We start from the raw sequence: 26,978 nt of genomic DNA, 5'->3' as shown, positions 1-26,978 counted from the left end.
ATTGAGATAGGTCAAGCATGTGATTGACGACGGTTAAGGCGCCGCATCGCGCAACTGGCATAAGGCTACGACTGATCCATGTGCTGGGAGACGATCGAATGCGCTATCGCGCTTTTCTGCATGCAATGCTGATGGGCGGCGCAGCCGTCCTTGGTGGAGCACTTCTGGGAGCGACCGCGGCCAACGCGCAAGCTCAACCGACGGCGCCGAAGCCGGCGGATGTTCAACAACACAAGACGTCGCCGGGCGGACAGTATCAGCCCAGCCTGGACGTGCTGGGCTCGAAACCGACCGAGCAGCCGGGCACCAAGCCGGGCGACCCGGTGCTGAGCAAGGCGGAGTTCGATCAGGCCAACCGGATCTATTTCGAACGTTGCGCCGGCTGCCATGGTGTGCTGCGCAAGGGCGCGACCGGCAAGGCTTTGACGCCCGACCTGACCAAGAAGCTCGGCTTCGACTATCTCCGCGACTTCATCACCTACGGTTCGCCGGGCGGCATGCCGAATTGGGGCACGTCTGGCCAGCTTTCGGAGACCGAGGTCGCGCTGATGGCGCGTTATCTGCTCAACGATGCGGCGCAGCCGCCCGAGTTCGGCCTCAAGGAGATGAAGGACAGCTGGAAGGTCATCGTTCCGGTTGCACAGCGGCCGACCAAGCAGCTGAACAAGCTGGACATCGACAACCTGTTCGCGGTGACGCTGCGCGATGCCGGCGAGGTCGCGCTGATCGATGGTACGACCAAGAAGATCGAGTTGATCCTGCAGACCGGCTACGCCGTGCACATCTCGCGCATGTCGGCGTCGGGCCGCTACCTCTACACGGTCGGCCGCGACTCCAAGCTCAATCTGGTCGATCTGTGGATGGACCCGCCGCAGACCGTCGCGGAGCTCAAGATCGGCACCGAGGCGCGCTCGGTCGAGACCTCGAAGTTCAAGGGCTATGAGGACAAATACGCCATCGCCGGTGCCTATTGGCCGCCGCAATACGTGCTGATGGACGGCGCGACGCTCGAGCCGCTCAAGGTGGTCTCGACCCGCGGCATGACCTACGACACGCAGGAATTCCATCCGGAGCCGCGGGTCGCCTCGATCGTGGCCTCGCACTACAATCCGGAGTTCGTGGTCAACATCAAGGAGACCGGGCAGACCCTGCTGGTCAACTACAAGGACATCAAGAACCTGAAGGTGACCGCGATCGAGGCGGAGCGCTTCCTGCACGATGGCGGCTTCGACAAGACCGGGCGCTATTTCTTCGTGGCGGCGAATGCGCGGCATCGGATCGCGATCATCGACACCAAGGAGGACAAGCTGGTCAAGGTGCTGGAGTCGGGCGGGCAGACGCCGCATCCCGGCCGCGGCGCGAATTTCGAGCATCCGAAGTTCGGACCGGTCTGGGCCACCAGCCATCTCGGCAGCGAGACCATCTCCTTCATCGGCTCCGATCCGGAGAAGCACAAGGACAACGCCTGGAAGGTGGTGCAGACGGTCGACGGCCAGGGCGGCGGCTCGCTGTTCATCAAGACGCACCCGAAGTCGGAGAACATCTACATCGATACTCCGCTGAATACCGACGCCGAGATTTCCTCCTCGGTCGCGGTGTTCAAGATCAAGGATCTCGCCAAGGAGAAGCCTGAGTACAAGGTGCTGCCGATCGGCCAATGGTCGGGCATCTCCGAAGGCGCTCGTCGCGTGGTCCAGGGCGAGTTCAACAAGGAGGGCAGCGAGATCTGGTTCTCGGTGTGGAACAACAAGGCGCAGGAATCGGCGATCGTGGTGGTCGACGACAAGACGCTGACGATGAAGACGGTGATCCGCGACAAGCGGCTGGTCACGCCGACCGGAAAGTTCAACGTCTTCAACACGCGAAACGACGTCTACTGATCGTTGATGCGAAGCCCGATGGCGCGGCGGCGACGTCGCCGCGCCATCGACCTCGGCAGGACTTTGGAAATCGCTGGAGCACGCACGATGTCGATGGGGAAGGTCTATCTGGTCGGAGCAGGCCCTGGTGATCCCGAACTCCTGACGGTCAAGGCCGTGCGCGCGATCGCCGCAGCCGATGTCGTGGTCTATGACCGTCTGGTGCCCGACGGCATTCTCGCTACCATCGGCGACGGCGTCGCCCGCATCAATGTCGGCAAGCGGGCGGGCTCGCATCCGGTGCCGCAGCGCGAGATCAACGACATCATTGTCAAGCTTGGCCGCGCCGGGCGCACCGTCGTCCGCCTGAAGGGCGGCGATCCCTTCATCTTCGGCCGCGGTTCGGAAGAAGCCGCCGAGCTCGCCGCCGCCGGCATTCCCTACGAAGTGATTCCAGGCATCACGGCAGCGCAGGGCTGCGCAGCCGCGGCGCGCGTTCCCTTGACCCATCGCGGGCTCGCCACCGGCGTCCGCTATGTGACGGGACATCGCAAGGCCGATGAGCCGCTCGATCTCGACTGGGACAGTCTCGCCGATCCGGAGACGACGCTGGTCGTCTACATGGGTCTCGCCAATGTCGAGGAGATCACGCGCAACCTGATGGCGCGCGGTCTGCCGGGATCGTTGCCGGTGCTTGCGGTGTGTCAAGGAACGACCGCGCAGGAGCGGCGAATATGCACGCGCCTGGATGCGCTCGCGGCAGTCACGCGCGAGGCAGCCTTCACCGGGCCCGTGCTGTTCATCATCGGCCGGGTCGCCGGCTTGGCCTTGCAGCGAAGTGAGCAAAATCATGAGATCGATGTCGGCGCCATCTCGGTCGTGGCCTAGCGCCATCGGCCTGTGGATCGTGGCGACGACTGCCGCTTGCGCGGGTGAGGTCTCGCCCGACCCTGCCAAGCTCGCCAATCTGGTGCGGCAGGACTGCGGCTCCTGCCATGGGCTGACCTTGAAAGGCGGGCTCGGCAAGCCGTTGACACCGGACAATCTGCGCGCCTGGAACCGCGAGCAACTCATCAGCATCGTGCTCGACGGTGTGCCGGGCACGCCGATGCCGCCCTGGCGGCCACTGATCAGCGAGGCGGATGCGCGCTGGATCGTCGCGCGGCTGCAGGAGGGCAATCTGCCATGAGGTTCGGAATGAAGCTGTGGCTTGCGCTGCTCTGCATGATGCCGCTGCTGGCGCAGGCCGCCGAGTTGCGCGGCACCGGCGACCTCGGCGTCGTCATCGAGCGCGCCACCGGCTCGGTGCTGGTCGTCGATACCAGCCAGCGCGCGACGATCGGCCGTGTCGAAGGGCTCGGCGATCTCTCGCATGCCTCGGTCGTGTTCTCGCCGGACCAGCGCTTCGCCTACGTGTTCGGCCGCGACGGCGGGCTGACCAAGGTCGACCTGCTGACGGTCTCGATCGCGAAGCGCATCGTGCAGGCTGGCAATGCGATCGGCGGCGCCATCTCCGACGATGGTGCGCTGATCGCGGTCTCGAACTACGAGCCGGGCGGGGTACGCGTGTTCGACGCGACGACGCTCGATCCGGTCATCGACATTCCCGCCACCGGCGCCGACGGCAAATCGTCGAAGGCGCTCGGTCTCGTCGACCTGCCGGGGCGGCGCTTCGCGTGGTCGCTGTATGACGCCGGCGAGATCTGGATCGCCGATCTCACCGACGCCAAGGCGCCGCGGATCACCAAGCTCGCCGGAATCGGCAAGCTGCCCTATGACGGCAACGTCACGCCGGATGGCCGGCACTATCTCGCCGGCTTGTTCGGCGAGGACGGCGTCGTTCATGTCGATACCTGGCAGACGCCGCTCAAGGCTGAGCGCATCCTCAATGGCTACGGCAAGGGCGAGGAGCCGCTGCCGGTCTACAAGATGCCGCATCTCGAAGGCTGGGCCGCCGTCGGTGACCGGCTGCTGCTGCCGGCGGTCGGCCATCACGAGCTGCTCGCGGTGGATCTGCGCGACTTCAAGCAGGTCGGCCGCATCGCCACGCATGGCCAGCCGGTGTTCGCGGTGGCGCGGCCCGACGGCCGCTACGTCTGGGTCAACTTCGCTCATCCGCGCAACGACACCATCGACATCGTCGACACGCAGTCGCTGCAGATCGTGCATCGCTTCGCGCCGGGACCGGCCGTGCTGCACATGGAATTCACGCCACGCGGCAACGAGGTCTGGGTCTCCGTGCGCGATGCCGACCGGGTCGACGTGTACGACGCCACGACGTTTGCCAAGAAGGCCGAGATCCCGGCGCAGAAGCCGTCGGGGATTTTCTTCACCGTGCGCGCGACGAGGATTGGACAATGATGCCGAACCCGACCGAGCTCGCCCTGATCGATCGCTGGCAGCATAATTTTCCGCTAGTGGAGCGGCCGTTCGAAGTCGTCGGACGCAGTGCGGCGCTGAACCAGACCGAGACGATCGGCATCTTCCGCGCCATGCATGCGCGCGAGGTGATCTCGCGGATCGGCGCCGTGGTGCGGCCGAACACGCTCGGCGCCTCGACGCTGGCGGCGATGCAGGTGCCTGCGGAGCGGTTCGAGGAGGTCGCCGCGCTGGTCAGCCGGCAGCCGCTGGTCACGCACAATTACGAGCGCACGCACGATCTGAACCTGTGGTTCGTGCTGGCCGGAGCCAATGCGGATGCGGTTCGCTCTGCGATGCGCAGCATCGCCGCGCAGACCGGGCTTGCCGTGCTCGATCTGCCGATGCTGCGCGCCTATCATCTCGGGCTCGGCTTCTCGCTTAGCCGCGAAGCGCCGCAATCGCGCTCGCAGTCCGGCGCGATCGGCTACGCTCCCGCTGCAGCCGACAGCATGATTCTCGCCGCGATCCAGGACGGCTTGCCGCTGGTCGAGACGCCCTATCGGGCCGTCGCCGAGGCGCTCGGCCTCGACGAAGCCTGTGTGATCGGCCGGCTGGAGCATCTGATCGCCGCCGGCGTCGTCACCCGGTTCGGCTGCGTCGTGCGTCATGACAAGCTCGGCTACCGCGCCAACGCGATGGCGGTGTGGGACGTGCCGGACGACATGGTCGACGCCGTCGCCGACGTGTTTGCGCGTCATCCGCGCGTGACCCTGTGCTATCAGCGGCCGCGGCGACTGCCGCTGTGGCGCTACAATCTGTTCTGCATGGTGCATGCGAAGTCTCGCGATGAGGCGTATGCGGTGCTCGACGATCTCGCGCTGCAGGCCGACACCGGGCTGCTGCCGCACGACGTGCTGTTCTCGACCCGCTGCTTCAAGCAGCGCGGCGCTGTTTTCGCCGAGCTGAAGGAGGCGAGCTGATGAAGTTCGTGGACCCGACGGGACGCGTCATCGTCAACGGCCTGCAGGGCGGCTTTCCGCTGACGTCGCGGCCGTTCCGCGACGCCGGCGCCGTGCTCGGACTCACCGAGGACGAACTGATCGACGGCGTCGGCCAGCTGATCGCGGCGGGGCAGTTGAGCCGTTTCGGGCCGCTGTGGAACGCCGAGGAACTCGGCGGCGCCGTCTGCCTCGCTGCGATCGCCGTGCCGCCGGATCGGTTCGATGCGGTGGCCGAGCAGGTCAACGCTCATCCTGAGGTCGCCCACAACTACCAGCGTGATCACGCACTCAACATGTGGTTCGTGGTGTCCTCCGAGGATCCGGCGCGGATCGAAATGGTCGTGGCCGAGATCGAGCGCGAGACCGGCTTGAAAGTGCACCCGATGCCGAAGCGGAGGGAATTCTTCGTCGGCTTCCGGGTGGAGGTGTAAGCCATGCTGGATGCCGTCGACCGCAGGCTGATTGCCGCGACCCAAGCCGGCCTGCCACTGGTGCGCGAGCCCTATCGCATGCTGGCGGAGCGGCTCGGCCTCGATGAGGCGGAGGTGATCGCACGGCTGCAGGGACTCCTGGCGCGCGGCGCGATCCGGCGCATCGGCGCGATCCCAAACCATTATGCGCTCGGCTTCACCGCCAATGGCATGTCGGTGTGGGACGTCGCCGACGATGAGGTCGCCGAGATCGGCGCCATGGTCGGCGCCCTCGAAGCCGTCACCCATTGCTACGAGCGCCCGCGTCATCTGCCGCTCTGGCCGTACAATCTGTTTGCCATGGTGCATGGTCGCACGCGCGACGAGGTGAGGGCTGAGGTCGCCGGCATCGCCGGCCTGATCGGGCCTGCGGCGCGCGCGTACGAGGTGTTGTTCTCGACCCGGATCCTGAAGAAGACCGGACTTCGCATCGCTGCCTGAGGAGAGCGGGTCATGTTCCGCCTGAGCCAATATCTGCGCGACCTGCATGAGCCGCCGCCCACCGGGCCGGTGCGGCAGCCGCCGGGGCCGGTCGTGATCTGGAACCTGATCCGCCGCTGCAATCTCACCTGCAAGCATTGCTACTCGATCTCGGGCGATGTCGACTTCCCCGGCGAGCTGTCGACCGCCCAGGTCTTCGAAGTCATGGACGACCTCAAGGCATTCCGCGTTCCCGTGCTGATCCTGTCCGGCGGCGAGCCCCTGATGCGTCGTGACATCTTCGAGATTTCGCAGCGTGCCAAGGCGATGCGTTTCTATGTCGGTCTGTCCAGCAACGGCACGCTGGTGGATGACGCGATGGCCGATCGCATCCGTGACATCGGCTACGACTATGTCGGCATCTCGCTCGACGGCATCGGCGCGACCCACGACCGCTTCCGCCGCAAGGAGGGCGCGTATGAAGACGCGCTCGGCGGGCTGCGGCGCCTGCGCGACCGCGGCATCAAGGTCGGCGTCCGCTTCACGATGACCGAGGACAACGCGGCGGAATTGCCGCTGCTGCTCGATCTGGTCGAACGCGAAGGCTTTCCGAAATTCTATCTGTCGCATCTGGTCTATGCCGGGCGCGGCAACAAGAACCGCGGCGACGATGCGCTGTGGCAGACGACGCGCGATGCCATGGACATGGTGATCGCGCGGGCCTGCCGCTGGGCGCAAGCCGGCAGCGAGATGGAGATCGTCACCGGCAACAACGACGCCGACGCGATCTATCTGTTGCAATGGGTCGCGCGCAACGTGCCGTCCGCCGTCGACTCCTTGCGTGCCAAGCTGGTGCGTTGGGGTGGCAATTCCTCCGGCGTCAACGTCGCCAACATCGACAATCTCGGCAACGTCCATCCGGACACGATGTGGTGGCACCACGATCTCGGTAACGTCAAGGCGCGGCCGTTCTCGGCGATCTGGACCGATTTGTCGGACCCGATCATGGCTGGCCTCAAGCGCAAGCCGCGCGTGGTCGGCGGCCGCTGCGGCGCCTGTGCTCATTTTGACATCTGCAATGGCAATACGCGCGTGCGCGCGCAACGCATCACCGGCGATGCCTGGGCCGAGGACCCTGGTTGCTATCTCAGCGATGCCGAGATCGGCCTCGCCGCGCCGGCCGAGCGCATCAGGACCTCGCTCTATCGCGGAATCAGTCATGAAGCGCCGCTGTCTGCTTGAAGCATTGCTGATCGTTGTCGCGCTGACGGGGGCGGCGCGTGCCGAACCCGATGCGGCAAAGCTGTTCGCCGACAATTGCGCCGAGTGCCACGGCGCCGATCGACTCGGTCGTCTTGGACCGGCGTTGCTGCCGGAAAATCTCGGCCGCATGATGGGCGCGCGGGCCGGCTCCGTCATTGCCGACGGCCGCGCTGCGACGCAGATGCCTGGCTTTGCCGGCAAGCTCGCCAAGGACGAGATCGCTGCGCTCGCCGCCTATATCTCGACGCCGCTGGCGGAGATTCCCGTCTGGGGCCAACAGGAGATCGAGGCGAGCCGCGTCGTGCACGCACAGGCGGAGCAACTCGACAGGCCGCGCTTCGATGCCGATCCGATGAATCTGTTCGTCGTGGTCGAGGCCGGCGATCATCACGCCACCATCCTCGACGGCGACCGCTTCGAGCCGCTGACACGGTTCCAGACCCGCTTCGCGCTGCATGGCGGGCCGAAATTCACGCCCGACGGCCGCTTCGTGTTCTTCATGTCGCGCGACGGCTGGGTCAGCAAATACGATCTGTGGACGCTGACCATGCTGGCGGAGGTGCGCGCCGGGATCAACGCGCGCAACATCGCGATCTCGCGCGACGGCAAGCACATCGCGGTCGCCAACTATCTGCCGCACACGCTGGTGATGCTGTCGACCGACGATCTTACGGTAGAGAAGATCTTCGACGTCAAGGACAAGCACGGCAAGTCTTCGCGCGTCTCGGCCGTCTACCAGGCGCCGCCGCGCGACAGCTTCATCGCCGCGCTCAAGGATGTCGGCGAGATCTGGGAGATCGCGACCGATCCGAACGCGCCGCCGGTCTATGCGGGCCTGGTCCATAGCCACGAGAAGGGCATGATCGAGGCGCTGCCGTCCTCGCAAGGCCTGTTCGCGCTGCGCCGGATCGAGGTGCCGGAACCGCTCGACGACTTCTTCTTCGATCCCCCCTATCGCAACCTGATCGGCTCGGCGAGAGAAGGCAGGGCGATCGTCGTCAACCTCACCGTCGGCCGCGACATCAAGCAGCTCGATCTGCCGGGTCTGCCGCATCTCGGCTCCGGCATCTCCTGGACCTGGGACGGCCGGCGGGTGATGGCGACGCCGCTGTTGAAGGAAGGCAAGATCAGCGTGCTCGACATGCAGGACTGGTCTCAGGTGAAGGTGATCGAGACGCCCGGTCCCGGCTTCTTCATGCGCAGCCACGAGAACACGCCCTATGCCTGGACCGACAGCATGATGGGCACGAAAAAGGATACGCTGTCGATCATCGACAAGCGGAGCCTCGAAGTGGTGCGCAGCATCACGCCGGCGCCGGGCAAGACGGCGGCCCATGTCGAGTTTGACAAGAGCGGCGGGCATGCGCTGGTGTCGATCTGGGAGGACCAGGGCGCGCTCGTCGTGTACGACGCGCAGACGTTCATCGAAGTCAAGCGACTGCCGATGTCGCGTCCCTCCGGCAAGTACAATGTCTGGAACAAGATCACGTTCTCCGATGGAACCAGCCATTAAGTTCCCGCTTGCAGACATCGCGTTGCTGCTGGCTGCCCATGGTGAGCGGCGGGAGGGAGCTGACAATCTCGGTGTTTGGCGGATCGCACAGGCTCTGTCCACGCTAGGTTTCTGCGCGGAGATTGGTGTCGGATTCATCTCGGGCGAGCCGGGCATCAATGCGGCGCTGCGCCAGCTGAGGGCCCGCCGGGTTGCCGTCTATCCGCTCTTCATGTCATCAGGCTATTTCAGCCGTGACCGCCTGGTCCAACTGCTCGACGAGGCCGACGACGATCGCCAGCGGGAGATCATCAGCCTGCCGCCGCTGGGCCTGGATCCGGGGCTGCCTGCGTTCGTCACGCAATGCGTGCTGTGCGTAGCAGAGCGCAGCGGCTTTTGTGCGAGGCAATCTGCCGTCATCCTGCTGGCTCATGGCTCCCGACGCAGATCTCAATCCCGCGCCGCGACCGAGCGGATAGCGAAGGAGGTCGAACGGAGCTCCCTATTCGCAGGGGTTTTCTCTGCGTTCTTGGAGGAGCGGCCGCATCTCGACGAAGTCGCGAAGCAAGTGTCCGGTCCGGTTGTTGTCGTCGGCTTGTTCTCCGGCGAAGGGCTGCATGGCGCGCGAGACGCCCCAAAGCTAGTCGCGGAGTTGGCGCGTGACGATGTCGTGTTCGGCGGTGTGCTCGGCTGCGCTCCGGGGATCGAGCAACTGATCGCAGGAGCCGTCACCAACGCATGTTCCGCCAGGATCTCTGCCATTCCCGACCGGCCGCTATAGGCATCATGGGCCCCCTCAGATGGCTACTGCAACGGATGTCGATACCGGCTGTTGCGCCGCCCGCAACCACCGATGAGTCAGTCCTGCGTGACTTCGGCTTAATCGCTCGCCTCCGCGAGTTTGGCTTTACAGGTCGAAGCCAAGAGGGGCCTCTCGCACCAGATCCTTCCTTGTCGCGTCGACTGCCTCAATAACTCGAACAACTCGGTCGACATGGCTTGCCCATGCGGTCAGCGCGGCGCGCATTTCGGCTTCGTATCGGGCGAGGTTGTAAACGCCGGCCACTCCCGCCCGATGGCCACTGACGTGGTTGAGCACTGCCTCGATGATATGGGGCAGCACTCCTAGCCGATCGGCCATCACCGTAGCGGCGGTGCGACGAAGATCGTGCAGCCACCATTCGGGCATGGGCGCCACGGTTTCTCCGGCTACGGCCCTCTCTTTGCGTCTGGTGAGTAGCCGCTCATAGAGCGCGCCCTTGGATTTCGACCACCCGGAGAAGCCGCGCGGCTGATCGCCCTTCCGTCGCGGCCCGTCGCCGAAAACATGCTCTCGGTCGACTGAGGGATCGGGGAGCAGCGTCATGGCCGCTTCCGCCAACGGAAGCGCGTGCTCGCGGTGGTTTTTCGTTCGGGAGCCGGGGATGGTCCAGAGACGCCTTGAGCGGTCGATTTCGGCCCAACGCATTCCGCCGACTTCGTCCCTCCGTTGGGCGGTCAGGATGAGCAGCTTGACAATACGTCCGTAGTCGTCGTTCTCAAGGCCTGTCCAGATCTCCGCCAGTTCCGCGTCGGTCAGGACCCGTTCCCTCGATTTTGGAGCGGCCGGGCGGTTGGTCCCGAGCACCGGGTTCGCCGGAATTTCAAGGCCATCTCGAATGGCCCAGTTGAACATGGCGGATAAGGCCGAGCGTGCTCGGGCTGCCGTGACCGGTCCGTTCTCCGTCGCGATTTCGCTGATGCGCACCGCAACACGGCGACGGCTGATCTGCGATACCGGGAGCGGGTGGAGAGATTTCCACACGTCGAGCAGATACCGTTCGATCTCCGAGTAAGTTCGGGGGCGTTGCTTTTGCTCGGCGGCCTTGAGGTATTCGCCCGCAACCTTTCGGAACGTATCTGCCGTCTGTAACGTCAAAAGTTCTCGCTCGGCAGCCGGGTCCTTTCCCTCCGCTACCAGCCCGAGCAAGCGCTTTGCTTCCTTCCGCGCCTTCTCGGGCGTCCAGAGAGATCCATGGGGACCAATCGTAAGGAAGCGCTGTCGGCCGCTCGCCCGAAATTTGAGAACATAGACCGGCGTACCGCGCTGACGTCGCACGCCAAAGCCCCGGACGGCCTCCTTGTGATCCGAATCCCAGATCGTTTCACCGGGACCGAGCGATTGTACCGTTCGGACCGTAATGCCCAAATTCGCCATCGATGGCCTTGGTAGCTAGCTACCACCATAGCGGAAATTGAAGCGTAGGAAAGGCGGCAGCTGGCGAGAAGGCGCTTTGAAATTATTGATATTTTCGTGCTCTTGGATACCCCCTATCGCGGGGTCGGCGGAACAAAAAATCTGTCTGTGGAACAGGAGGTCGGTGGTTCGAGCCCACCCAACTGTACCGTGATCGGGCCAACACGCGCCTCTCGCTGTCACGTCAACGTATCGTCACTCCCAGGGCCATCGCGCGATCGACTTCGACGCGTGTTGAATCAATAGTGCTTCGGTGTGCACCTCGCCATGCGCAGGAGTCGTGATCCCGTGCTCCGCGCAATCGTTACTCCGTAGTTCAACGGGCTTACTCATCGTCGCGGATGCACGCTGATCGTCGTGAGCTTCATTGCATCGTGCCGTCTCAGCGCTAGCGTCCACTGCGACATGATGCGGAATGTCGCTCGCTTGCGAATCCGGGCTCCCTCAATCACTATTTGCAAGGGCGAGGGGAGGGGACCATGGGGGCGGGCTGCAATCCATGCGTTGTCGTGCTGATCGCGTTATTCGCATTGTTGATGCCGAACGGCGCGCGCGCCTATACGGCCGAGCAGGAGCAGGCGTGCACAGGCGATGCATTCCGGCTTTGTAGTTCCGAGATCCCTGACGTCGACCGCGTCACCGCCTGCATGGTCCGCCGCAAGGCCGAACTGTCGCCGCCGTGCCGGGCGCAGTTCGGGCCGCAACCGCGGGAGGCCGCACGGTCAGGGCGCGTCGAAGGTCCAATGAGCATCCGGCCGGGCGCGGCCAAGAAACCGGTCAATGCGCGCGCAGGCAAGCCCAAGAGGCCGGCGCGCAGTGATGCGACCTGAGCGATAGATCACGCGAGACCGGTTTGCGACGTCGTCTGCGGAATCGATGTGCAACATGAGCGGGCACGCGCCAATGCCGTCGCGCGATGACGTCCGTTTCGCGCGATCGTGCGGCGTTTGGTGTGACTCAAAAACCAACAGCTTCAGCAATCAGAAGTTACGCCTTATTAATCGCTAAATTTTTCTTCCGCGAATCAGCGCGCTGATTCATTTTCGCTGCCGGGGTCAATCTGGAGGCCAAGGTATGAACGTTATTGTTTTCGCATCGCGTAAGGGCGGTTCAGGCAAGAGCACCCTGGCCGCCCATCTCGCTGCGCAGATCAAGGCGAGCAAGTCTTGCCTGCTCATCGATGCCGACCCCCAGGGGTCGCTGACGCTCTGGCACAAGCTGCGCGGTACCAACGAGCCGCCGATCAAGACGGCCGTGAACTCGGTGAGTGCGATCGTCTCGGCCGCCCGCCGCGACGGCGTCGAGTGGGTGCTGATCGATACGCCGCCGACCATCTCGGCCGTCGTCGAGGACGCGATCAAGAACGCGACGATGGTGATCATCCCGGCGCGTCCCGGCGTGTTCGACGTCAACGCGGTTCAGGAAACGATTCAGACCTGCCGTGCGGCGCGCAAGCCCTACGCCGTCGTGCTCAATGGCGCGCCGGCGCGCCGCGACGATGCCGAGAGCCCGATCGTCACCATCGCCCGCGAGGCACTCGCCAAGTTCAAGGCTCCGGTGTGGGGGGGACAGATCACCAACCGCGCCGACCTGCTGATGGCGCTGGGCCAGGGCGAAGGCGTCCGCGAGTATTATGCGGAAGGACGGGCGGCGGCGGAAATCGCCCGGCTGTGGGCTGCGATCGAGCGCTCGGTCAGGGCGATTCGCGGCACGGTGTCGGCCAACGGCGCCATGCACAAGCAGGCCGCCTGATCGCAATCATCATGGTCGCCACGCACGCGCGGTTCTCCGCGCGTTTTCGTGCGTGGGGCTTGCCTGCTTCGACCTGGTGACAGGTGACAGCCGGATGATCGCCGCGCGGGACGCCGCGAGGTCAGGCGACCATCAGCAGATAGAAGGCGATCGCCGGTGTCAGCGTCAGGATCACGGACCAGATCCCGACCGCCAACAGAATGTCCTCGACGCTGAACCCCTGGTACTCAGGGTATGGATGATCCTGCAAAGCCACGACGCCCCCGCGTTCTCTGACGTTTTCAACATCCATAGCGGATCATCTTTAAACATCAGGTTGCCGGTTGCGTCGCATTTGATGGCGGTTGTTAGAGCGGATTAACCACGGAGATTCGCTCCGAGGTTTGCGTCGATGACGGCAGGCGGCTCCGTCTCGCTGATCTGATCCGACCGGCGCGAGACGGAGCTTTCGAGGAGAGCAGTCGTCTCGTTCGCAAGCTCAGGCGACGCGGCTCTGTGCCGTGCTCGAGGCGCGGCGTGCAATCTCGGCGTCCAGCCGCGCGGCGAGTTCTGTGCCGACCTCCACCATCGGCAGGCGGACTTCGGCGCTGGCGATCACGCCGGTCCGCGCCAGCCAGTACTTTGCCGGGGCTGGGCTCGGCTCGGTGAACAGCAATCGTGTGAGATCCTCGACCTGTGCCCAGCACTCCGCCGCAGCATCGTGGCGGCCGGCCTTCACGTGGTCGAGAATCGCAGCAAAGGTTTCAGTCTCCAGATGCGCCGAGAGCAGGATGGCGCCGTCGGCGCCGGCCTGCAGCGCGTCGAAGCTCTGGGGGTCTTCGCCGGTGAGCACCTCGAAGTCCGCCGGCTTGCGCGCGATCAGGTCGCGCGTCTGCATGCGGTTGGCGCAGCAATCCTTCAGCCCCGCGATGGCCGGATGCTCTGCCAGCCGCAGCAGCGTCTCGTTGTCGAGCCCGACGGCCGAGCGATAGGGAATGTTGTAGAGCACGATCGGGTGTGTCGTGCGCTCGGCCAGGGCCGTGAAATGTGCCAGCAGGCCACGTTGCGACGGTCGCACGTAAGGCGGGCTGGAGATCAGGTAGAAGTCGATCGGCCATGACGCGGTTCGGTCGAGCGCTTCGATCAGATCTGTTGTCGCGACGCCGCCGACACCGAGACAGATCGGCAGCGGCCGGCCCATCGCACTCGATTCGGCGCGCACGACGTCGACGAGACGCGCGCGCTCCGCCCAAGTCAGCGCCAATCCTTCGCCTGAGGTGGCGCCGAGCACGACACCATCGATCTGCTTGGCGGCGTAGTGCCGAACCAGATTGCGCAGCGATGCGTCATCGAGCGCGCTGTCGCGGAACGGCGTGATCAGCGGCAGCCATAGTCCTCGCAGTCGTGGTCCTTGCAGTCGTGGTCTTGGGGGCGTCATGGTCCATCTCCTCAGGGGCATTGCCGGAGACGGGACATCAAAAAACCCCGTCCTTGCGGCGGGGTTCGGTGAAGCAGCGGTGAACTCTTTTGAGAGGTTCTAGCGCGCACGTCCACGTGTCCCCGGGAGGGGAGCTTTTTTCGACGACAGCTTGGCGATCGAAAATGTGGACATGCGGATTACATGCGCGGTGCAGATCGCGCTGTCAACGCCATCCGCGCCGGCGATGCAGTAACAATCGGCAAAAAAATAGCCGGGCCCGATGAGCCCGGCTGAAGGTCTTGGCCAACGCGGCCGACACAATCACCTTCCAAGAGGGATTTCTGAGCGCCCGCGCCACTGGAGGAGGGGGACAATGCGCAACGCTGACGCTCAGCACACGTGCAGTATGGTCCTCGTCGCGGCCCTGCAGCAAGCAGGTGCACCGCATGTCAGACATGCACAATGTCAGCATGCACAATGTCAGGCCTGCAGAAGGTCAGGCCGGCCAGCGCTGCGCCTTGCTCACGACGAAGTCACGGAACACTTGCACGCGCGCGACCGTTTTCAATTCCTCGGGATAGACGAAGTAGGTATCGAGCTGAATCGAGTCGGACTCGCCGAACAGCTGCACGAGGCGGCTGTTCTCTTCGACGAGATAGTCGGGGAGTGCCGCGATGCCGAGGCCCTGCTGGCAGGCGCGCACGAGTCCAAGGATGTTGTTGACCCGGAAATACGCCTCGCGCGGACCGGAGCCGTTGCGGCCAGCGTCGACCAGCCAGCTGCGGTTCTGCAGATGCGGCGCGACCTGACCGTCGGCAAGCATGATGATGCGGTGATCGTCGAGTTCGTCCAGCGTGCGCGGCGTGCCGAAACGCTTCACATATTCGGGAGAGCAATAAGCGTGGAAGCTGATCGCGAACAGCTTGCGCTGGATCAGGTCGGGTTGGGTCGGCTTGCGGGTGCGGATCGCGACGTCGGCCTCGCGCATCGACAGGTCGAGTTCCTCGTCGGTAACAATCAGCGAGATCCGGATCTCCGGATACATCGCGGTGAACTCGCCGAGACGTGGGATCAGCCAGTTGATGCCGACCCCCGGCGTGGTCGTGATCTTGAGGTCGCCGCTCGGCCGCTCGCGGCTGTCGGTCAGCTTGGCCCGTGCCGCCTGCAATTGCATGAACACGTCATGCGCAGTCCGGAACAGGAGGTCACCCTGCTCGGTGAGGATGAGGCCGCGGGCGTGGCGGTGGAACAGCGAGACGGCGAGCTCCTGTTCGAGCGCGCTGACCTGGCGCGACACGGCTGATTGCGACAGCCCGAGCTGCTCCCCGGCATGCGTGAAGCTGCCAGCTTCCGCCGCTGCGTGAAACACCTTAAGCTTGTCCCAGTCCATGTCCGTAAATCCATCCCGTGATCGTGGCATCGTCGGTTCATTCCGCAGCGGCGCGCTCGCTCGCCGCATGGGCGAGGAAGCGTTCGGCCTCGAGGGCAGCCATGCAGCCCATGCCGGCGGCGGTGATCGCCTGCCGATAGGTTTCGTCGGCGACGTCGCCGGCGGCGAACACGCCAGGGACGGAGGTCGCCGTCGAGCCCGGCACCACCTCGACATAGCCGGACGGCTTCAGCTTGAGCTGACCTGCCACCAGCTCCGTGGCCGGCGCATGGCCGATGGCCACGAACACGCCGTCGGCAGGCAGCTCGGTCAGCGCGCCGGTCTTGACGTTCTTGAGCCGGACATGAGTCACCTTTGATGGCGAGCTCGCGCCGCAGATCTCGTCGAGCGCGCTGTCCCACACCACCTTGATCTTGGGATGCTTGAACAGGCGCTCCTGCAGGATCCGCTCGGCGCGGAAGTGGTCGCGCCGATGCACGACCGTGACCGATGACGCGAAATTGGTCAGGAACAGCGCCTCTTCGACGGCAGTGTTGCCGCCGCCGACCACGATGACCTGCTTGCCGCGGTAGAAGAAGCCGTCGCAGGTGGCGCAGGCGGACACGCCGAAACCCTTGAAGGTCTCCTCCGAGGGCAATCCCAGCCAACGCGCTTGCGCGCCCGTCGCCAGAATGACCGTCTCAGCCAGATAGACGTCGCCGGAATCGCAGGTCAGGCGGAACGGACGCTGTGCCAGCTCCAGCTTGGTCACCAGGTCGGTCTTGATCTGGGCGCCGACATGCGTGGCCTGCTTTTCCATCTGCTCCATCAGCCAGGGCCCCTGGATGACGTCGGCGAAGCCCGGATAGTTCTCGACGTCGGTCGTGATGGTGAGCTGGCCGCCGGGCTGGATACCCTGGATGAGCACCGGCTCAAGCATGGCCCGTGCCGCGTATATCGCCGCCGTATAGCCGGCTGGGCCGGAACCGATGATGACGACTTTGGCATGGATCGGAGCTTGCATGGACACGGTGACTCGCTGGAAAGGGGAGAATTGCGACGCAGCGAGCGGAAAGCGCGGAAGAAACGCCCCGAGGCCCCATCGAAAATGTCAAATCCAAGTCTATGCGATCTGGCGAGCCATGCAAGATTTGCAACGCATCTCAGCGAATTTTCCCTTCACGAGCCGGTCAACAGGGGAAATCTAGAGTAATAAAATTGCGCAAATTGACCGGCTTGCGCTAAGAGAGTTGCCATCCGCCCGGGGGCCAGCCTCCCGCCTGTCCCCAAAAGCCCCCGCTCCCCCGTGACCAAGAACCTCGACGACATCGATCTCAAGATCCTGAGCGAAATTCAGGCCGACGGCAGGATCACCAACGTGGAACTGGCCAAGCGGGTCGGCATCTCGCCACCGCCCTGCCTGCGGCGCGTCCGGACGCTGGAGGAGGAAGGCTACATCGCAGGCTATCGGGGGCTGCTCGATCCGCGCAAGCTCGGCTTCGACGTCACCGTGTTCGCCTCGGTGCACCTGTCGAGCCAGGCCGACGCCGACCTGAAGGCGTTCGAGGAGTTCGTGCGGTCCGAGCCGCTGGTCCGGGAATGCTGGATGCTGTCCGGCGAGGTCGATTTCATCCTGAAATGCGTGGCGCCTGATATGGCGACGTTCCAGGAATTCGTCACCCACCTGACCGCTGCACCCCACGTCCGCAACGTCCGGACGTCGCTGGTGCTGCACAATTCCAAATACGAGGCGGCTGTGCCGCTCGAGGTCAAGGGGCGGAGCTAGGCGCCGGGGCGTAATTCCGGGGCAGCCCCGCAGGCGGCTGAACCCGGAATCTGGAGATGGCGTCGTAACCTCTGGATTCCGGGTTCGATGCTGTCGCATCGCCCCGGAATGACAGGCGCATCGCCCCGGAATGACAGGGGACAGAGCAATCAGCTCTTCTTGCGCAGCATCGCGTCCAGGCTGATCGGTCCGCCGCCGGCCGTCGCGAGATACAGGCAGGAGAAGCAGAACGCGATCGCCGCGGTGCCGTTGTTCAGCAGCGGCAGCCAGACCGGGTCGCCGCTCTTGAACACGTGGCCGAGGAAGTAGGCGAAGGCCATCTGGCCCGACAGGATGAAGGCAACCGGCCGCGTGAGCAGGCCGACCATGAGCAGCCCGCCGAGAACCAGTTCGATCAGGCCGGCCGTGTAGATCAACGGCGGGACGTTCGCGAAATACGGGATCACGGGAAATTTGAAGATCTTCGCCACGCCGTACTGAAACAACAACAGGCCGATGATGAAGCGAAACAGGCTGAGCGCAGCCGGTTGCCATTTCGAGAGCATCTGCTCCATGTGTGATCGTCCCCCCAAAGCCAAGTGAATCATGATGTGACGAGCCGCCCCGATCGGGTGTGGCCGTCCGCCATTGGACTAGCTGATTACTGGAACCCCGTCATCGGCATGTTTTATCCCGGGCAATGAATTGACCGTGTGCTGCCGAACGGAGGCCCCTGAGAGGCCGCCTCGAAACGGCAAAGGCCGCGCTGCGGCGCGCGGCCTCAGTGTCGGAATTCCAAATGGGGTTCAGCGCCACTCGACCTTGGCGATCTCATAGGATTTGGCGCCGCCGGGCGCCATGACCTCGACCGTTGTACCCATCTTCTTGCCGATCAGGGCGCGCGCGAGCGGCGAGGTGATCGAGATCTTGCCCTTCTTGGCGTCCGCCTCGACCTCGCCGACGATCTGCCAGACCGCCTTCTTCTCGGTATCCTCGTCGATCAAGGTCACGGTCGCGCCGAACTTGATGGTGTCGCCGGAGAGCTTGGCGACGTCGATGATGTCGGCGCGCGCGAGCTTGTCCTCAAGCTCGGCGATGCGGCCTTCATTGTGCGACTGCTCTTCCTTGGCGGCGTGATATTCGGCATTTTCCGACAGGTCGCCGTGCGAACGCGCTTCGGCGATATGTTCGATGATGCGCGGGCGGTCGACCGATTGCCGCTGCTTCAGCTCGCTCTCCAGCGCGGCGTAGCCGCCCGCGGTCATCGGAACCTTTTCCACCATCTCTTCTCGTCCTTCAGTCGTGCATGCGAGCGCGCGCACGATCAGCATCTTCAGAATAGGCCTTGTCGGCTCAAAGCAAAGCCTGAAAGCCCGGCATCGCCGGCCCCGTCAAAGGCCGGTACAACATCATACAAGGCGGCTGGTTCCTGCCGAGAGATTCAATCGTCGACTGTTACCAATCGCCTTGCAAGTGTCCGTCGTCCGCCGCGACTAGTTTTCGGAAAAGTAACTCTGCAAGGTACGGACCTCAAGGTCCCCGCCGAGGTAGGCACGGATGCCTTGTGCAGCCGCCACCGCACCCGAAAGAGTGGTGTAATACGGCACTTTATGCAAGAGGGCAGCGCGCCGCAGCGAGCGGCTGTCCGCCAGCGCCTGGGGGCCTTCGGTGGTGTTGAAGACCAGCTGGATGTCGCCATTGGTGATGGCATCAACGATGTGAGGCCGGCCTTCCAGCACCTTGTTGATCTTCTCGGCCGGGACGCCCTGGTCGACGAGGTAGCGCTGGGTGCCCGACGTCGCGACCACCTTGAAGCCGTGCTCGTGCAGCATTCGGACCACGTCGGTGATGCGGGCCTTGTCGCTCTCGCGCACCGAGACGAACACCGTCCCCTTGCGCGGCACGCGCGTGCCGCCGCCGAGCTGGCTCTTGGCGAACGCCACTTCGAACGAGCGGTCGATGCCCATCACCTCGCCGGTCGACCGCATTTCCGGGCCGAGCACGGTGTCGACGCCGGGGAAGCGTGCGAACGGGAAGACCGATTCCTTGACGCCGACATGCTTCGGTGCGCGCTTCTTCAGGCCGAAATCGGCGAGTTTCTCGCCGGCCATGATTCGCGCCGCAATCTTCGCGACCGGCGTGCCGACCACCTTGGCGACGAACGGCACCGTGCGCGAGGCGCGCGGATTGACCTCGAGCACATAGATCGTGCCGTCCTTGATCGCATACTGGACGTTCATCAGCCCGACGACATCAAGCCCGAGCGCGAGCTCGCGGGTCTGCCGCTCGAGCTCGGCGATCATGGCCTCGTCCAGCGAGTGTGGTGGCAGCGAGCAGGCGGAATCGCCGGAATGGATGCCGGCCTCCTCGATGTGCTCCATGATGCCGACGATGAAGGTGTCCTTGCCGTCACAGAGACAGTCGACGTCGATCTCGGTGGCGTCCGACAGATAGCGGTCGAACAGCAGCGGGTTCTTGCCGAGCACCGTGTTGATCTGACCGGTCTTGTCGTTCGGATAGCGCGCCTTGACGTCGGCCGGCACCAATTCCGGCAGGGTGCCGAGCAGGTAGTCGCTGAGCTGGTTGTCCTCGCGGATGATCTGCATCGCGCGGCCGCCGAGCACGTAGGACGGGCGCACCACCAGCGGCAGCCCCAGGTCGGCCGCGACCAGGCGCGCCTGCTCTACCGAATAGGCGATGCCGTTCTTCGGCTGCTTCAGATGCAGCTTGTCGAGGATGCGCTTGAAGCGGTCGCGGTCCTCGGCGAGGTCGATGGCTTCAGGCGAGGTGCCGAGGATCGGCACGTCGGCCGCTTCCAGCGCGCGCGCCAGCTTCAATGGCGTCTGCCCGCCGAACTGCACGATGACGCCGTGCAGGGTGCCGTTCTTGCGTTCGGTGGCGATGATCTCGAGCACGTCCTCCGACGTCAGCGGCTCGAAATACAGCCGGTCGGCGGTGTCGTAGTCGGTCGACACCGTCTCGGGGTTGCAGTTGACCATGATGGTCTCGTAGCCGGCATCGGCCAGCGCGAAGCAGGCGTGGCAGCAGCAATAGTCGAACTCGATGCCCTGGCCGATCCGGTTCGGGCCGCCGCCGAGAATGATGACCTTCTTTTTGTCCGACGGCGCGCTCTCGTCGCCAAGCTGGCCTGCAAACGGCGTCTCGTAGCTCGAATACATGTAGGCCGTCGGCGACGCGAACTCGGCGGCGCAGGTGTCGATGCGCTTGAACGCCGGGCGCACGCCGAGCGCATGGCGCTTGGCCGCGACCTCGTCTTCGGTGGTGTTGGCGAGCACGGCGAGCCGGGCATCCGAGAAGCCCATCGCCTTCAGCGTCCGCATGGCTTGCGCGTTCGGCGGCAGGCCGTGCCGGCGCACCTTGTCTTCCATCTCGACGATGCCGCGCATCTGCGCCAGGAACCAGGGATCGATCTTGCAGGAGTTGAAGATGTCCTCGTCGGACCAGCCGAGCCGCATCGCCTGCGCCACCTGCAGCAGGCGGTTCGGCGTCGGCGTGCCCAGCGCGGCGCGGATCGCGTTCTTGTCGTCGCCGCGACCCAAGCCCTCGATCTCGATCTCGTCGAGGCCGGTCAGGCCCGTCTCCAGGCCGCGGAGGGCCTTCTGCAGGCTTTCCTGGAACGTCCGCCCGATCGCCATCACCTCGCCGACCGACTTCATCGACGTGGTCAATGTCGTCGAAGCGCCCGGGAATTTCTCGAACGCAAAGCGCGGAATCTTGGTGACGACGTAGTCGATGGTCGGCTCGAACGAAGCCGGCGTGGCGCCCCCGGTGATGTCGTTGGCGATTTCGTCCAGCGTGTAGCCGACGGCGAGCTTGGCCGCGACCTTGGCGATCGGGAAGCCCGTGGCCTTCGACGCCAACGCCGAGGAGCGCGACACGCGCGGATTCATCTCGATCACAACCATGCGGCCGTCAGCAGGATTGACGCCGAACTGCACGTTGGAGCCGCCGGTCTCGACGCCGATCTCGCGCAGCACCGCCAGCGAGGCGTCGCGCATGATCTGGTATTCCTTGTCGGTCAAGGTCAGCGCCGGCGCGACGGTGATCGAGTCGCCGGTGTGGACGCCCATCGGATCGAGGTTCTCGATCGAGCAGACGATGATGCAATTGTCCTTTTTGTCTCGGACGACCTCCATCTCGTACTCCTTCCACCCGAGCACCGACTCTTCGATCAGCACTTCGTTGGTGGGGGAGGCGTCGAGCCCACGCTCGATGATGTCGAGATATTCTTCCTTGTTGTAGGCGATGCCGCCGCCGGTGCCGCCCATCGTGAAGGACGGACGGATGATGGCGGGAAGGCCGATCTCGGACAGCGCCATCAGCGCCTGTCCCAGCGCATGCTCCTGGTAGCGCTTGCGGCGCTCGTTCTCGCCGAGAGTCCACTGCCGGTCGAGCTCGTCGCGCTCGGCGCCTGCGAGCTTCTCGCGCTGGGCGAGGTACTGGTCGCGGTATTGCTTCTTCAGCGCGGAGGCGTTGGCGAGCCGCGACTTCGGGGTCTGCAGCCCGATCTTCTCCATCGCGTTGCGGAACAGCTGGCGGTCTTCGGCCTTGTCGATCGCGTCAGCGGTGGCGCCGATCATCTCGACGTCGAACTTCTCCAGCGTGCCCTGCCGGCGCAGCGACAGCGCGCAGTTCAGCGCGGTCTGGCCGCCCATGGTGGGCAGCAGCGCGAAGCCGCCGGAGATGACATGGCGTTCCTTCTCGATGATCTTGGCGACGATCTCGGGCGTGATCGGCTCGATATAGGTCGCGTCGGCCAATTCCGGATCGGTCATGATCGTCGCCGGATTGGAATTGACGAGGACGACGCGATAGCCCTCCTCCTTCAGCGCTTTCACCGCCTGCGTGCCCGAATAATCGAATTCGCAGGCCTGGCCGATCACGATCGGACCGGCGCCAATGATCAGGATGGTCGAGATGTCGGTACGTTTCGGCATTCAAGCTCACGGGCAAGAAACGGGCAGGGAATTGGGCACAAAAAAAGGGCGCGCTTGCCGCGCGTCCCCGTAAGGCCAAGGCGCGACCAGTTCTCGCGCGCGAGCGGTCTTTAGACCAGTTTCCTCCGAGCGAAAAGGGTTTTGGGCCGAAATCAACGGTCAAATTGGCAGGGACGGCGCGGGGACTGGGCTTGCCGAGCCGAGCCGCAAAGCGGCGAAGGCTGGAGGCCCGGCCTGGACTTGAACCAGGTTCAAGAGCGTTGCACCGCTCTTCGCGTCGTAGCTTCCGCCACCGGGCCGAGATCGATATTACCTCTCACGGCCGCGTGGGCCAGCCCGTGCTTCAATTAACCCTAACTGGATTGCCTGATATGGCTGGGTTCCCGGCCGTCTCAGGCCGGTCTGGCGACAAAGGTCATGCGCCACGGATTGTAACCGATGTTCTTCGGCGCCCGGTTCCCGCTGAGGCCGGCCTTTTTCAGGTGGGCCATCACGTCGGCTTCACTGTAGCGCTGCAGGCCGACCTTGGTCCGCAGTTGGCGGTAATCGGACAAGGCTGTGGCCACCAGCCCGACCAGCGCGTCCTTGAGGAAGCCGTGGCGCCCGGCGAACATCAGCAGCGCCAGGACGTCCTTGACCATGCCGACGTCGGGGCGCAGCACGTCGCCGAGCACGAACTTTCCCGACGGCTTCAGCAGCCGCCGGATCACTGCGAGCGCCGTGTCGAATTCGGCCTCGCTCATGTATTGCGCCACCGAGTTCATGACGACGAGGTCGATCGACCCCTCCTGCATGTTGCGCAGTTCGTCCAGCGACCGCACCCGGATCTTGGTGTTCGGCGCAAATCGCGCGATCAGCCGCCCGCGCACACCCGGCGCAGGCTCGGCCAGGATCAGCGTCATGCAGGACTCCGCGACCTTGGCGGCCGACAGCGCCTCGCCGCAGGAATAGTCGAGAACGACCGCATCGGGCGAGGGAATGTAGCCGACGATATCGCGCGCGATCACCTGGAAGTGGAGGTCGCGATGCAGCTTGCTCGCGTAGATCGTGTGCGTTGAATCGTAATAGTCGATCCAGTCGTCCATGTCGGGTTCCGGCAAACACAGTTCCTTGATCGGAACTGGAGGGGTCAGCGAGCGTTAACGGGTCCGATGACCCGTGTCCATGCTGCTTCTAACAGGAAGGTTAGCCCGTGAGTAAAGCAAAGACCGACAAGACCGCCCCCGATTTGGATACCCCGACCGATCTGTCGCCGGACGCCGTGAACAAGATCTCGACGGCGCTGAACACGCTGCTTGCCGACGCATTTGCGCTCTATTTGAAGACCAAGAACTTCCATTGGCACGTCAGCGGCCGCCACTTCCACGATTATCACCTGATGCTGGACGAGCAGTCGGATGCGATCTTCGCCACCACGGACCAGTTGGCCGAGCGGGTGCGCAAGCTCGGCGGCACCACGCTGAAATCGATCGGACAGGTCAGCAAGCTGCAGACCATCAAGGACAACAACGAGGAGTATGTGCCCCCGCGCGAGATGTTGCGGGAGTTGATGGAGGACAACAAGCACATCGCGGCCTCGATGCGGAAGGCTCACGAACTGTGCGACGACAACGACGACCCGGCGACCGCGGGATTGCTGGAGACCTTCATCGACGAGACCGAACGGCGGACCTGGTTCCTGTTCGAGGCCAGCCGTCAGGAAGGCAGCAATGCGGCGTGAACTGCGACTTGCTTCGATGACCGGGGTGCGCGCGGCGGCAACGTGGCGCGCGTCCCGCGTTTGAGTGATCCACGGAGGTGAGGCGGTTCGCGTTCAATCCGATAGCGCGACGGCGAGCGACGGCCGGCGGCTCGCGAGCATCCGAGCCGCCGCCATCCCGATCATCATGGCAATGACGAACAGCGCGATGGCCGGCGAGCCATAGCCCAGCGCCACGAAGGCCGGACCCGGGCAAATCCCCGCAAGACCCCAGCCGATGCCGAAGATCGCGGGCCCGGTGGCGATGCGCCAATCCACCGTCTGCGGCGGCGACGGATGGAAGTGATCGGCGAACACCGGGCGTTGCCGCCGACGCGCGAGACGGAAGCCTGCGAAGGCGACGCCGACGGCCCCCGCCATCACCAGCATCAGGCTCGGATCCCAACCGCCGGTGCGGATCGCGGCGAGATCAAGGAAGTTCAGCACCTTCTCGGGGGTGGACATACCTGACAGCAGCAATCCGAGCCCGAACACGACACCGACGATGAACTGGATCATCACGGTCATGGCGCTCACATCCCGTGCCGGACGATGAAGGTGGTCGCGATCGCGGTCATCATGAACACCAGCGTCGCCACGATCGACCGCGACGACAGGCTGGCGATGCCGCAGACGCCATGACCCGATGTGCAGCCATTGCCCCAGACCGCGCCGAATCCGACGAGCAGGCCGGCGATGGCCAGGGCGACGGGGCCGACCTCCAAGGTCAGCGGCGGCAGGTGGCCGGTGACGACGCGGACCGCGAGCGCCGCAACCACCAATCCGGCAATGAAGGCGATCCGGCCCGGCAGCGCGCCATCCCAGGGCGGCAGCAGCCGGGCCGCAATCCCGCTGACGCCGGCGATCCGCCCCGTGAGGCCCATCATCAGCACGGCCGCGAGGCCGATCAGGGCGCCGCCAGCGAGTGCGGTCAGGGCTGTAGACAAGGTCATCATGTCGTCACTCTCTCCCGGAGGCGCACGTTGCAATCGGGTATCACGTGCATTACTGCTTATATTCGAAACTGAAGACGTAACAATCATGACGGCACGGACGGCGCGAAAACGTCGGGACGCCCTGGTGGCGGGTCTCGAACATCGGGCGGAGGAGGCTGCCGGCCTGCTCGCGGCGATGGCCAATCCGAAGCGCCTGATGGTGCTGTGCAACCTGCTCGACGGTGAGCGCGCGGTCGGCGATCTGGCCGAGCAGGTCGGTCTGCGGCAGGCTGCCCTGTCGCAGCATCTCGCCAAGATGCGCGCGCTCGGCCTCGTCGCGACGCGGCGTGATGGCCAGACCATCTATTATCGGCTCGCGAGCCGCGAGGTGCGCGAAATCCTGCAAACGCTCTATGGGCTCTACTGCGCCTGATCAGCGCTGGCGCTGCCCGCGCCGCGCGCGCGGATTCGACCGGGATCCTCAATCCGCCGGCGCCGGTGTACTGGAGCGTGGCGCGCAAGTGAGCGGCTGTCGAGCTGACCTCAGGTCAGCTCGAACACCAAACAGGTGGTGGTGGCATGCGCCAGCAGCCGCCCCTGTGAATCGGTGATGCGCGCTTCGGCCGTCGCGGCGCGGCGGCCGAACGACAGCGTCTTGCCTTCGGTCCTCACCACGCCCGTGGCCTCGGTCATCGCCTTGACGAAGGAGATCTTGAACTCGAGCGTGGTGTAGCCGGACCCTTGCGGACAGCGCGAATGGACGGCAAGGCCCATCGCTGAATCCAGCAGGATCGCGGCGTAGCCGCCATGCACCGAGCCGATCGGATTGTAGTGTCGCAGCGCGGGCACGCTGTGCAGGATCACGTGGCCGGGCTCGGCGGTGCAGTCGAACGGTTCGACCGTCTGCATGATCGGCGGCTGCGGCAGGCTGCCTGCAAAGATGCCACGCACGAAGTCGAGCCCGGGCATCGAGGCCAGCACCTCCAGCGGCACGACGCCGAATGGGCTCTCAGGCGCGACGGCTTCGCTCATGTCACAATCTCCCTTGAAATGATGATTATCATATAAAGCTGATGCCAAGGAGACCAGTGGAAAGGCCGCCTGCTTCTTCACGATCCGGACAGCAAAATGCCCGGGAGCGACCCGGGCATTCGGCTTGCGATCAGGCCGTCAGGCGGCGCTGCGCTTCTTCTCGCGCATCAGCTCCGCCAAGCGCTTGAACAGATGATGCGAGTCGCGCGGGCCGGGCGAGGCTTCCGGATGGGCCCGACGGCAGCGTGTCCTGGTCGACCGCGAAGCCATGGTTCATCGAGGTGATCTCGACCTTGCCTGTGGTCTCGTCCTTGACCGGATGATTGGCGCCGTGATGCCCCTGATGCATCTTCCTTGTTCTGGCCCCCACGGCGAGGCCGAGCATCTGTCGATCGAGGCAAGATGTGCGTTTCTTCATGGCCGGGGCAAAGCCGTCCCCAGGACGGCGTCGCTTCCGCTGGCGTTGACGTTTCGCGCGAATGCCCACCAGTTCTCGGGTGCTACTTCGACGATACCGATGAAAATATCCTCCGGTCGAAGGCCGGGTGTGTGGCCGAGATTCTTGACGACGAACTCGTAGAAGCTCGCCTTCTGCGCAACGGGACGATGATTTACCACGATCTGGAGGAAGACCGATTTGTCGATGCGTTCGATCCCGAAGAAGGTGCGATCTTGAATCATATTCTCGGGGGAATGTTCGCTAATCAGGATGAACCGGTCGTCGGCCGGAATTCTAAATGCATCCATCATGGCTTGATGGATTGCGTCGGCGATGGCGCGGCGATAATCCGCGGACGTGCCCTTGCGAAGGGAAATGTTGACGAGAGGCATCGGCTTTCCTGTCTTCAATGTTGACGACCGCGCGACGATGCCGGGCCTTGCTTGGACGATCTATCTCGTTGTATCCAGAAAAATTGATAGATCGTCC

Annotated in this window: 28 protein-coding genes, 1 tRNA gene and 1 pseudogene; 15 read left to right on the top strand and 15 right to left on the bottom strand. The window is 64.4% G+C overall.

The features are described 5' to 3' along the window. Nucleotides 1–98 precede the first annotated feature (98 nt). The 10 genes from ACQR07_RS27475 to ACQR07_RS27430 all read left to right on the top strand — a co-directional run bounded on the left by ACQR07_RS27475 (nucleotide 99) and on the right by ACQR07_RS27430 (nucleotide 9,647). On the top strand, nucleotides 99–1,880 hold the full coding sequence (locus ACQR07_RS27475) for a cytochrome D1 domain-containing protein (RefSeq protein ID WP_434905234.1): 1,782 nt from the start codon (nucleotides 99–101) through the stop codon (nucleotides 1,878–1,880). 87 nt (nucleotides 1,881–1,967) lie between these two features. After that, a complete protein-coding gene (gene cobA / locus ACQR07_RS27470; RefSeq protein ID WP_434905233.1) occupies nucleotides 1,968–2,747 on the top strand; it encodes a uroporphyrinogen-III C-methyltransferase in 780 nt (259 codons plus the stop codon). Further along, nucleotides 2,710–3,048 carry a c-type cytochrome gene (locus ACQR07_RS27465; protein ID WP_434905232.1) on the top strand — a complete coding sequence of 113 codons (339 nt, stop codon included), beginning with the start codon at nucleotides 2,710–2,712 and terminating at the stop codon, nucleotides 3,046–3,048. The genes cobA and ACQR07_RS27465 overlap by 38 nt, the downstream gene beginning before the upstream one ends. Nucleotides 3,049–3,056: 8 nt before the next feature. Beyond that, entirely contained in the window at nucleotides 3,057–4,220 is a 1,164-nt protein-coding gene (locus ACQR07_RS27460) for a cytochrome D1 domain-containing protein (protein WP_434905231.1), read from the top strand. Then, nucleotides 4,217–5,200 (top strand): siroheme decarboxylase subunit beta, encoded by a 984-nt coding sequence (gene ahbB / locus ACQR07_RS27455; RefSeq protein WP_434905230.1) that lies wholly within the window; start codon nucleotides 4,217–4,219, stop codon nucleotides 5,198–5,200. The genes ACQR07_RS27460 and ahbB (ACQR07_RS27455) overlap by 4 nt, the downstream gene beginning before the upstream one ends. Beyond that, nucleotides 5,200–5,652: an Lrp/AsnC family transcriptional regulator gene (locus ACQR07_RS27450; RefSeq protein WP_434905229.1), complete on the top strand. Its 453-nt coding sequence runs from the start codon at nucleotides 5,200–5,202 to the stop codon at nucleotides 5,650–5,652. Before ahbB (ACQR07_RS27455) ends, ACQR07_RS27450 begins: the two co-directional genes overlap by 1 nt. A 3-nt stretch (nucleotides 5,653–5,655) precedes the next feature. Next, a complete protein-coding gene (gene ahbB, locus ACQR07_RS27445; RefSeq protein ID WP_434905228.1) occupies nucleotides 5,656–6,132 on the top strand; it encodes a siroheme decarboxylase subunit beta in 477 nt (158 codons plus the stop codon). A gap of 12 nt (nucleotides 6,133–6,144) precedes the next feature. Further along, on the top strand, nucleotides 6,145–7,353 hold the full coding sequence (gene nirJ / locus ACQR07_RS27440) for a heme d1 biosynthesis radical SAM protein NirJ (protein ID WP_434905227.1): 1,209 nt from the start codon (nucleotides 6,145–6,147) through the stop codon (nucleotides 7,351–7,353). Then, on the top strand, nucleotides 7,331–8,887 hold the full coding sequence (locus ACQR07_RS27435) for a cytochrome D1 domain-containing protein (RefSeq protein WP_434905226.1): 1,557 nt from the start codon (nucleotides 7,331–7,333) through the stop codon (nucleotides 8,885–8,887). Before nirJ ends, ACQR07_RS27435 begins: the two co-directional genes overlap by 23 nt. Next, entirely contained in the window at nucleotides 8,871–9,647 is a 777-nt protein-coding gene (locus ACQR07_RS27430; RefSeq protein ID WP_434905225.1) for a CbiX/SirB N-terminal domain-containing protein, read from the top strand. The genes ACQR07_RS27435 and ACQR07_RS27430 overlap by 17 nt, the downstream gene beginning before the upstream one ends. 126 nt (nucleotides 9,648–9,773) lie before the next feature. On the opposite strand, the gene ACQR07_RS27425 is transcribed toward ACQR07_RS27430, so the two are convergent. Further along, nucleotides 9,774–11,063, bottom strand: a complete 1,290-nt coding sequence (locus ACQR07_RS27425; protein WP_434905224.1) for a tyrosine-type recombinase/integrase — start codon at nucleotides 11,061–11,063, stop codon at nucleotides 9,774–9,776. A gap of 518 nt (nucleotides 11,064–11,581) precedes the next feature. Between ACQR07_RS27425 and ACQR07_RS27420 the strand changes: the two genes are divergently transcribed. Next, complete coding sequence (locus ACQR07_RS27420; RefSeq protein WP_434905223.1) at nucleotides 11,582–11,932, top strand: hypothetical protein; 351 nt, start codon at nucleotides 11,582–11,584, stop codon at nucleotides 11,930–11,932. A gap of 244 nt (nucleotides 11,933–12,176) precedes the next feature. Next, the gene (locus ACQR07_RS27415; RefSeq protein ID WP_172109907.1) at nucleotides 12,177–12,854 is read left to right on the top strand and encodes a ParA family protein; all 678 of its coding nucleotides are present in this window, start codon (nucleotides 12,177–12,179) and stop codon (nucleotides 12,852–12,854) included. A 121-nt stretch (nucleotides 12,855–12,975) separates the two neighbouring features. On the opposite strand, the gene ACQR07_RS27410 is transcribed toward ACQR07_RS27415, so the two are convergent. The 4 genes from ACQR07_RS27410 to trxB form a co-directional block, all read right to left on the bottom strand. Further along, a complete protein-coding gene (locus tag ACQR07_RS27410; protein WP_434888703.1) occupies nucleotides 12,976–13,146 on the bottom strand; it encodes a hypothetical protein in 171 nt (56 codons plus the stop codon). Nucleotides 13,147–13,332: 186 nt separating this feature from the next. After that, on the bottom strand, nucleotides 13,333–14,271 hold the full coding sequence (gene dapA / locus ACQR07_RS27405) for a 4-hydroxy-tetrahydrodipicolinate synthase (protein ID WP_434905222.1): 939 nt from the start codon (nucleotides 14,269–14,271) through the stop codon (nucleotides 13,333–13,335). Nucleotides 14,272–14,749: 478 nt separating this feature from the next. Further along, entirely contained in the window at nucleotides 14,750–15,673 is a 924-nt protein-coding gene (locus ACQR07_RS27400; RefSeq protein ID WP_006610484.1) for a LysR family transcriptional regulator, read from the bottom strand. A 7-nt stretch (nucleotides 15,674–15,680) separates the two neighbouring features. After that, nucleotides 15,681–16,646: a thioredoxin-disulfide reductase gene (gene trxB / locus ACQR07_RS27395; protein WP_434905335.1), complete on the bottom strand. Its 966-nt coding sequence runs from the start codon at nucleotides 16,644–16,646 to the stop codon at nucleotides 15,681–15,683. A gap of 282 nt (nucleotides 16,647–16,928) precedes the next feature. On the opposite strand from trxB, the gene ACQR07_RS27390 reads away from it, so the two are divergent. Continuing rightward, nucleotides 16,929–17,408, top strand: coding sequence for an Lrp/AsnC family transcriptional regulator (locus ACQR07_RS27390; RefSeq protein WP_434905221.1), 480 nt, complete (start codon nucleotides 16,929–16,931; stop codon nucleotides 17,406–17,408). 149 nt (nucleotides 17,409–17,557) lie between these two features. Here the strand turns inward: ACQR07_RS27390 and ACQR07_RS27385 are convergent, their stop codons facing one another. The 5 genes from ACQR07_RS27385 to ACQR07_RS27365 all read right to left on the bottom strand — a co-directional run bounded on the left by ACQR07_RS27385 (nucleotide 17,558) and on the right by ACQR07_RS27365 (nucleotide 23,430). Further along, nucleotides 17,558–17,962 (bottom strand): DoxX family protein, encoded by a 405-nt coding sequence (locus tag ACQR07_RS27385; protein WP_434865817.1) that lies wholly within the window; start codon nucleotides 17,960–17,962, stop codon nucleotides 17,558–17,560. Between the two features lie 231 nt (nucleotides 17,963–18,193). Further along, nucleotides 18,194–18,670 (bottom strand): transcription elongation factor GreA, encoded by a 477-nt coding sequence (greA, locus tag ACQR07_RS27380; RefSeq protein ID WP_434905220.1) that lies wholly within the window; start codon nucleotides 18,668–18,670, stop codon nucleotides 18,194–18,196. A gap of 210 nt (nucleotides 18,671–18,880) precedes the next feature. Further along, nucleotides 18,881–22,345: a carbamoyl-phosphate synthase large subunit gene (gene carB, locus ACQR07_RS27375; protein ID WP_434905219.1), complete on the bottom strand. Its 3,465-nt coding sequence runs from the start codon at nucleotides 22,343–22,345 to the stop codon at nucleotides 18,881–18,883. 222 nt (nucleotides 22,346–22,567) lie between these two features. Beyond that, nucleotides 22,568–22,644, bottom strand: a tRNA-OTHER gene (locus tag ACQR07_RS27370). 93 nt (nucleotides 22,645–22,737) lie between these two features. After that, nucleotides 22,738–23,430, bottom strand: a complete 693-nt coding sequence (locus ACQR07_RS27365; RefSeq protein ID WP_434905218.1) for a class I SAM-dependent methyltransferase — start codon at nucleotides 23,428–23,430, stop codon at nucleotides 22,738–22,740. A 107-nt stretch (nucleotides 23,431–23,537) separates the two neighbouring features. Here ACQR07_RS27365 and ACQR07_RS27360 point away from each other — a divergent pair, with 107 nt between their 5' ends. After that, nucleotides 23,538–24,065, top strand: a complete 528-nt coding sequence (locus ACQR07_RS27360; RefSeq protein ID WP_434905217.1) for a Dps family protein — start codon at nucleotides 23,538–23,540, stop codon at nucleotides 24,063–24,065. Nucleotides 24,066–24,158: 93 nt separating this feature from the next. On the opposite strand, the gene ACQR07_RS27355 is transcribed toward ACQR07_RS27360, so the two are convergent. Both ACQR07_RS27355 and ACQR07_RS27350 read right to left on the bottom strand, forming a co-directional pair. Then, a complete protein-coding gene (locus ACQR07_RS27355) occupies nucleotides 24,159–24,611 on the bottom strand; it encodes a DUF6691 family protein (RefSeq protein ID WP_434905216.1) in 453 nt (150 codons plus the stop codon). A 5-nt stretch (nucleotides 24,612–24,616) separates the two neighbouring features. Further along, nucleotides 24,617–25,039 carry a YeeE/YedE family protein gene (locus ACQR07_RS27350; protein WP_434905215.1) on the bottom strand — a complete coding sequence of 141 codons (423 nt, stop codon included), beginning with the start codon at nucleotides 25,037–25,039 and terminating at the stop codon, nucleotides 24,617–24,619. An 85-nt stretch (nucleotides 25,040–25,124) separates the two neighbouring features. Here ACQR07_RS27350 and ACQR07_RS27345 point away from each other — a divergent pair, with 85 nt between their 5' ends. Continuing rightward, nucleotides 25,125–25,451: an ArsR/SmtB family transcription factor gene (locus ACQR07_RS27345; protein ID WP_434905214.1), complete on the top strand. Its 327-nt coding sequence runs from the start codon at nucleotides 25,125–25,127 to the stop codon at nucleotides 25,449–25,451. 110 nt (nucleotides 25,452–25,561) lie between these two features. Here the strand turns inward: ACQR07_RS27345 and ACQR07_RS27340 are convergent, their stop codons facing one another. From ACQR07_RS27340 to ACQR07_RS27330, 3 genes and pseudogenes are all read right to left on the bottom strand, one after another. Continuing rightward, nucleotides 25,562–26,050, bottom strand: coding sequence for a PaaI family thioesterase (locus ACQR07_RS27340; protein WP_434905213.1), 489 nt, complete (start codon nucleotides 26,048–26,050; stop codon nucleotides 25,562–25,564). Nucleotides 26,051–26,188: 138 nt separating this feature from the next. Next, nucleotides 26,189–26,450 (bottom strand): annotated as a pseudogene (locus tag ACQR07_RS27335) (glutamine amidotransferase-related protein); the annotation flags it as partial. 14 nt (nucleotides 26,451–26,464) lie between these two features. Next, nucleotides 26,465–26,881 carry a tautomerase family protein gene (locus tag ACQR07_RS27330; protein WP_434905212.1) on the bottom strand — a complete coding sequence of 139 codons (417 nt, stop codon included), beginning with the start codon at nucleotides 26,879–26,881 and terminating at the stop codon, nucleotides 26,465–26,467. Nucleotides 26,882–26,978 lie beyond the last annotated feature (97 nt).

Origin of the sequence: Bradyrhizobium sp. HKCCYLS20291 (genome assembly GCF_051167715.1) — a bacterium.
Classification (GTDB): domain Bacteria; phylum Pseudomonadota; class Alphaproteobacteria; order Rhizobiales; family Xanthobacteraceae; genus Bradyrhizobium.
The sequence above is the reverse complement of the archived record's forward strand: the minus strand, read 5'-3'. Positions and strand labels throughout refer to the sequence as shown.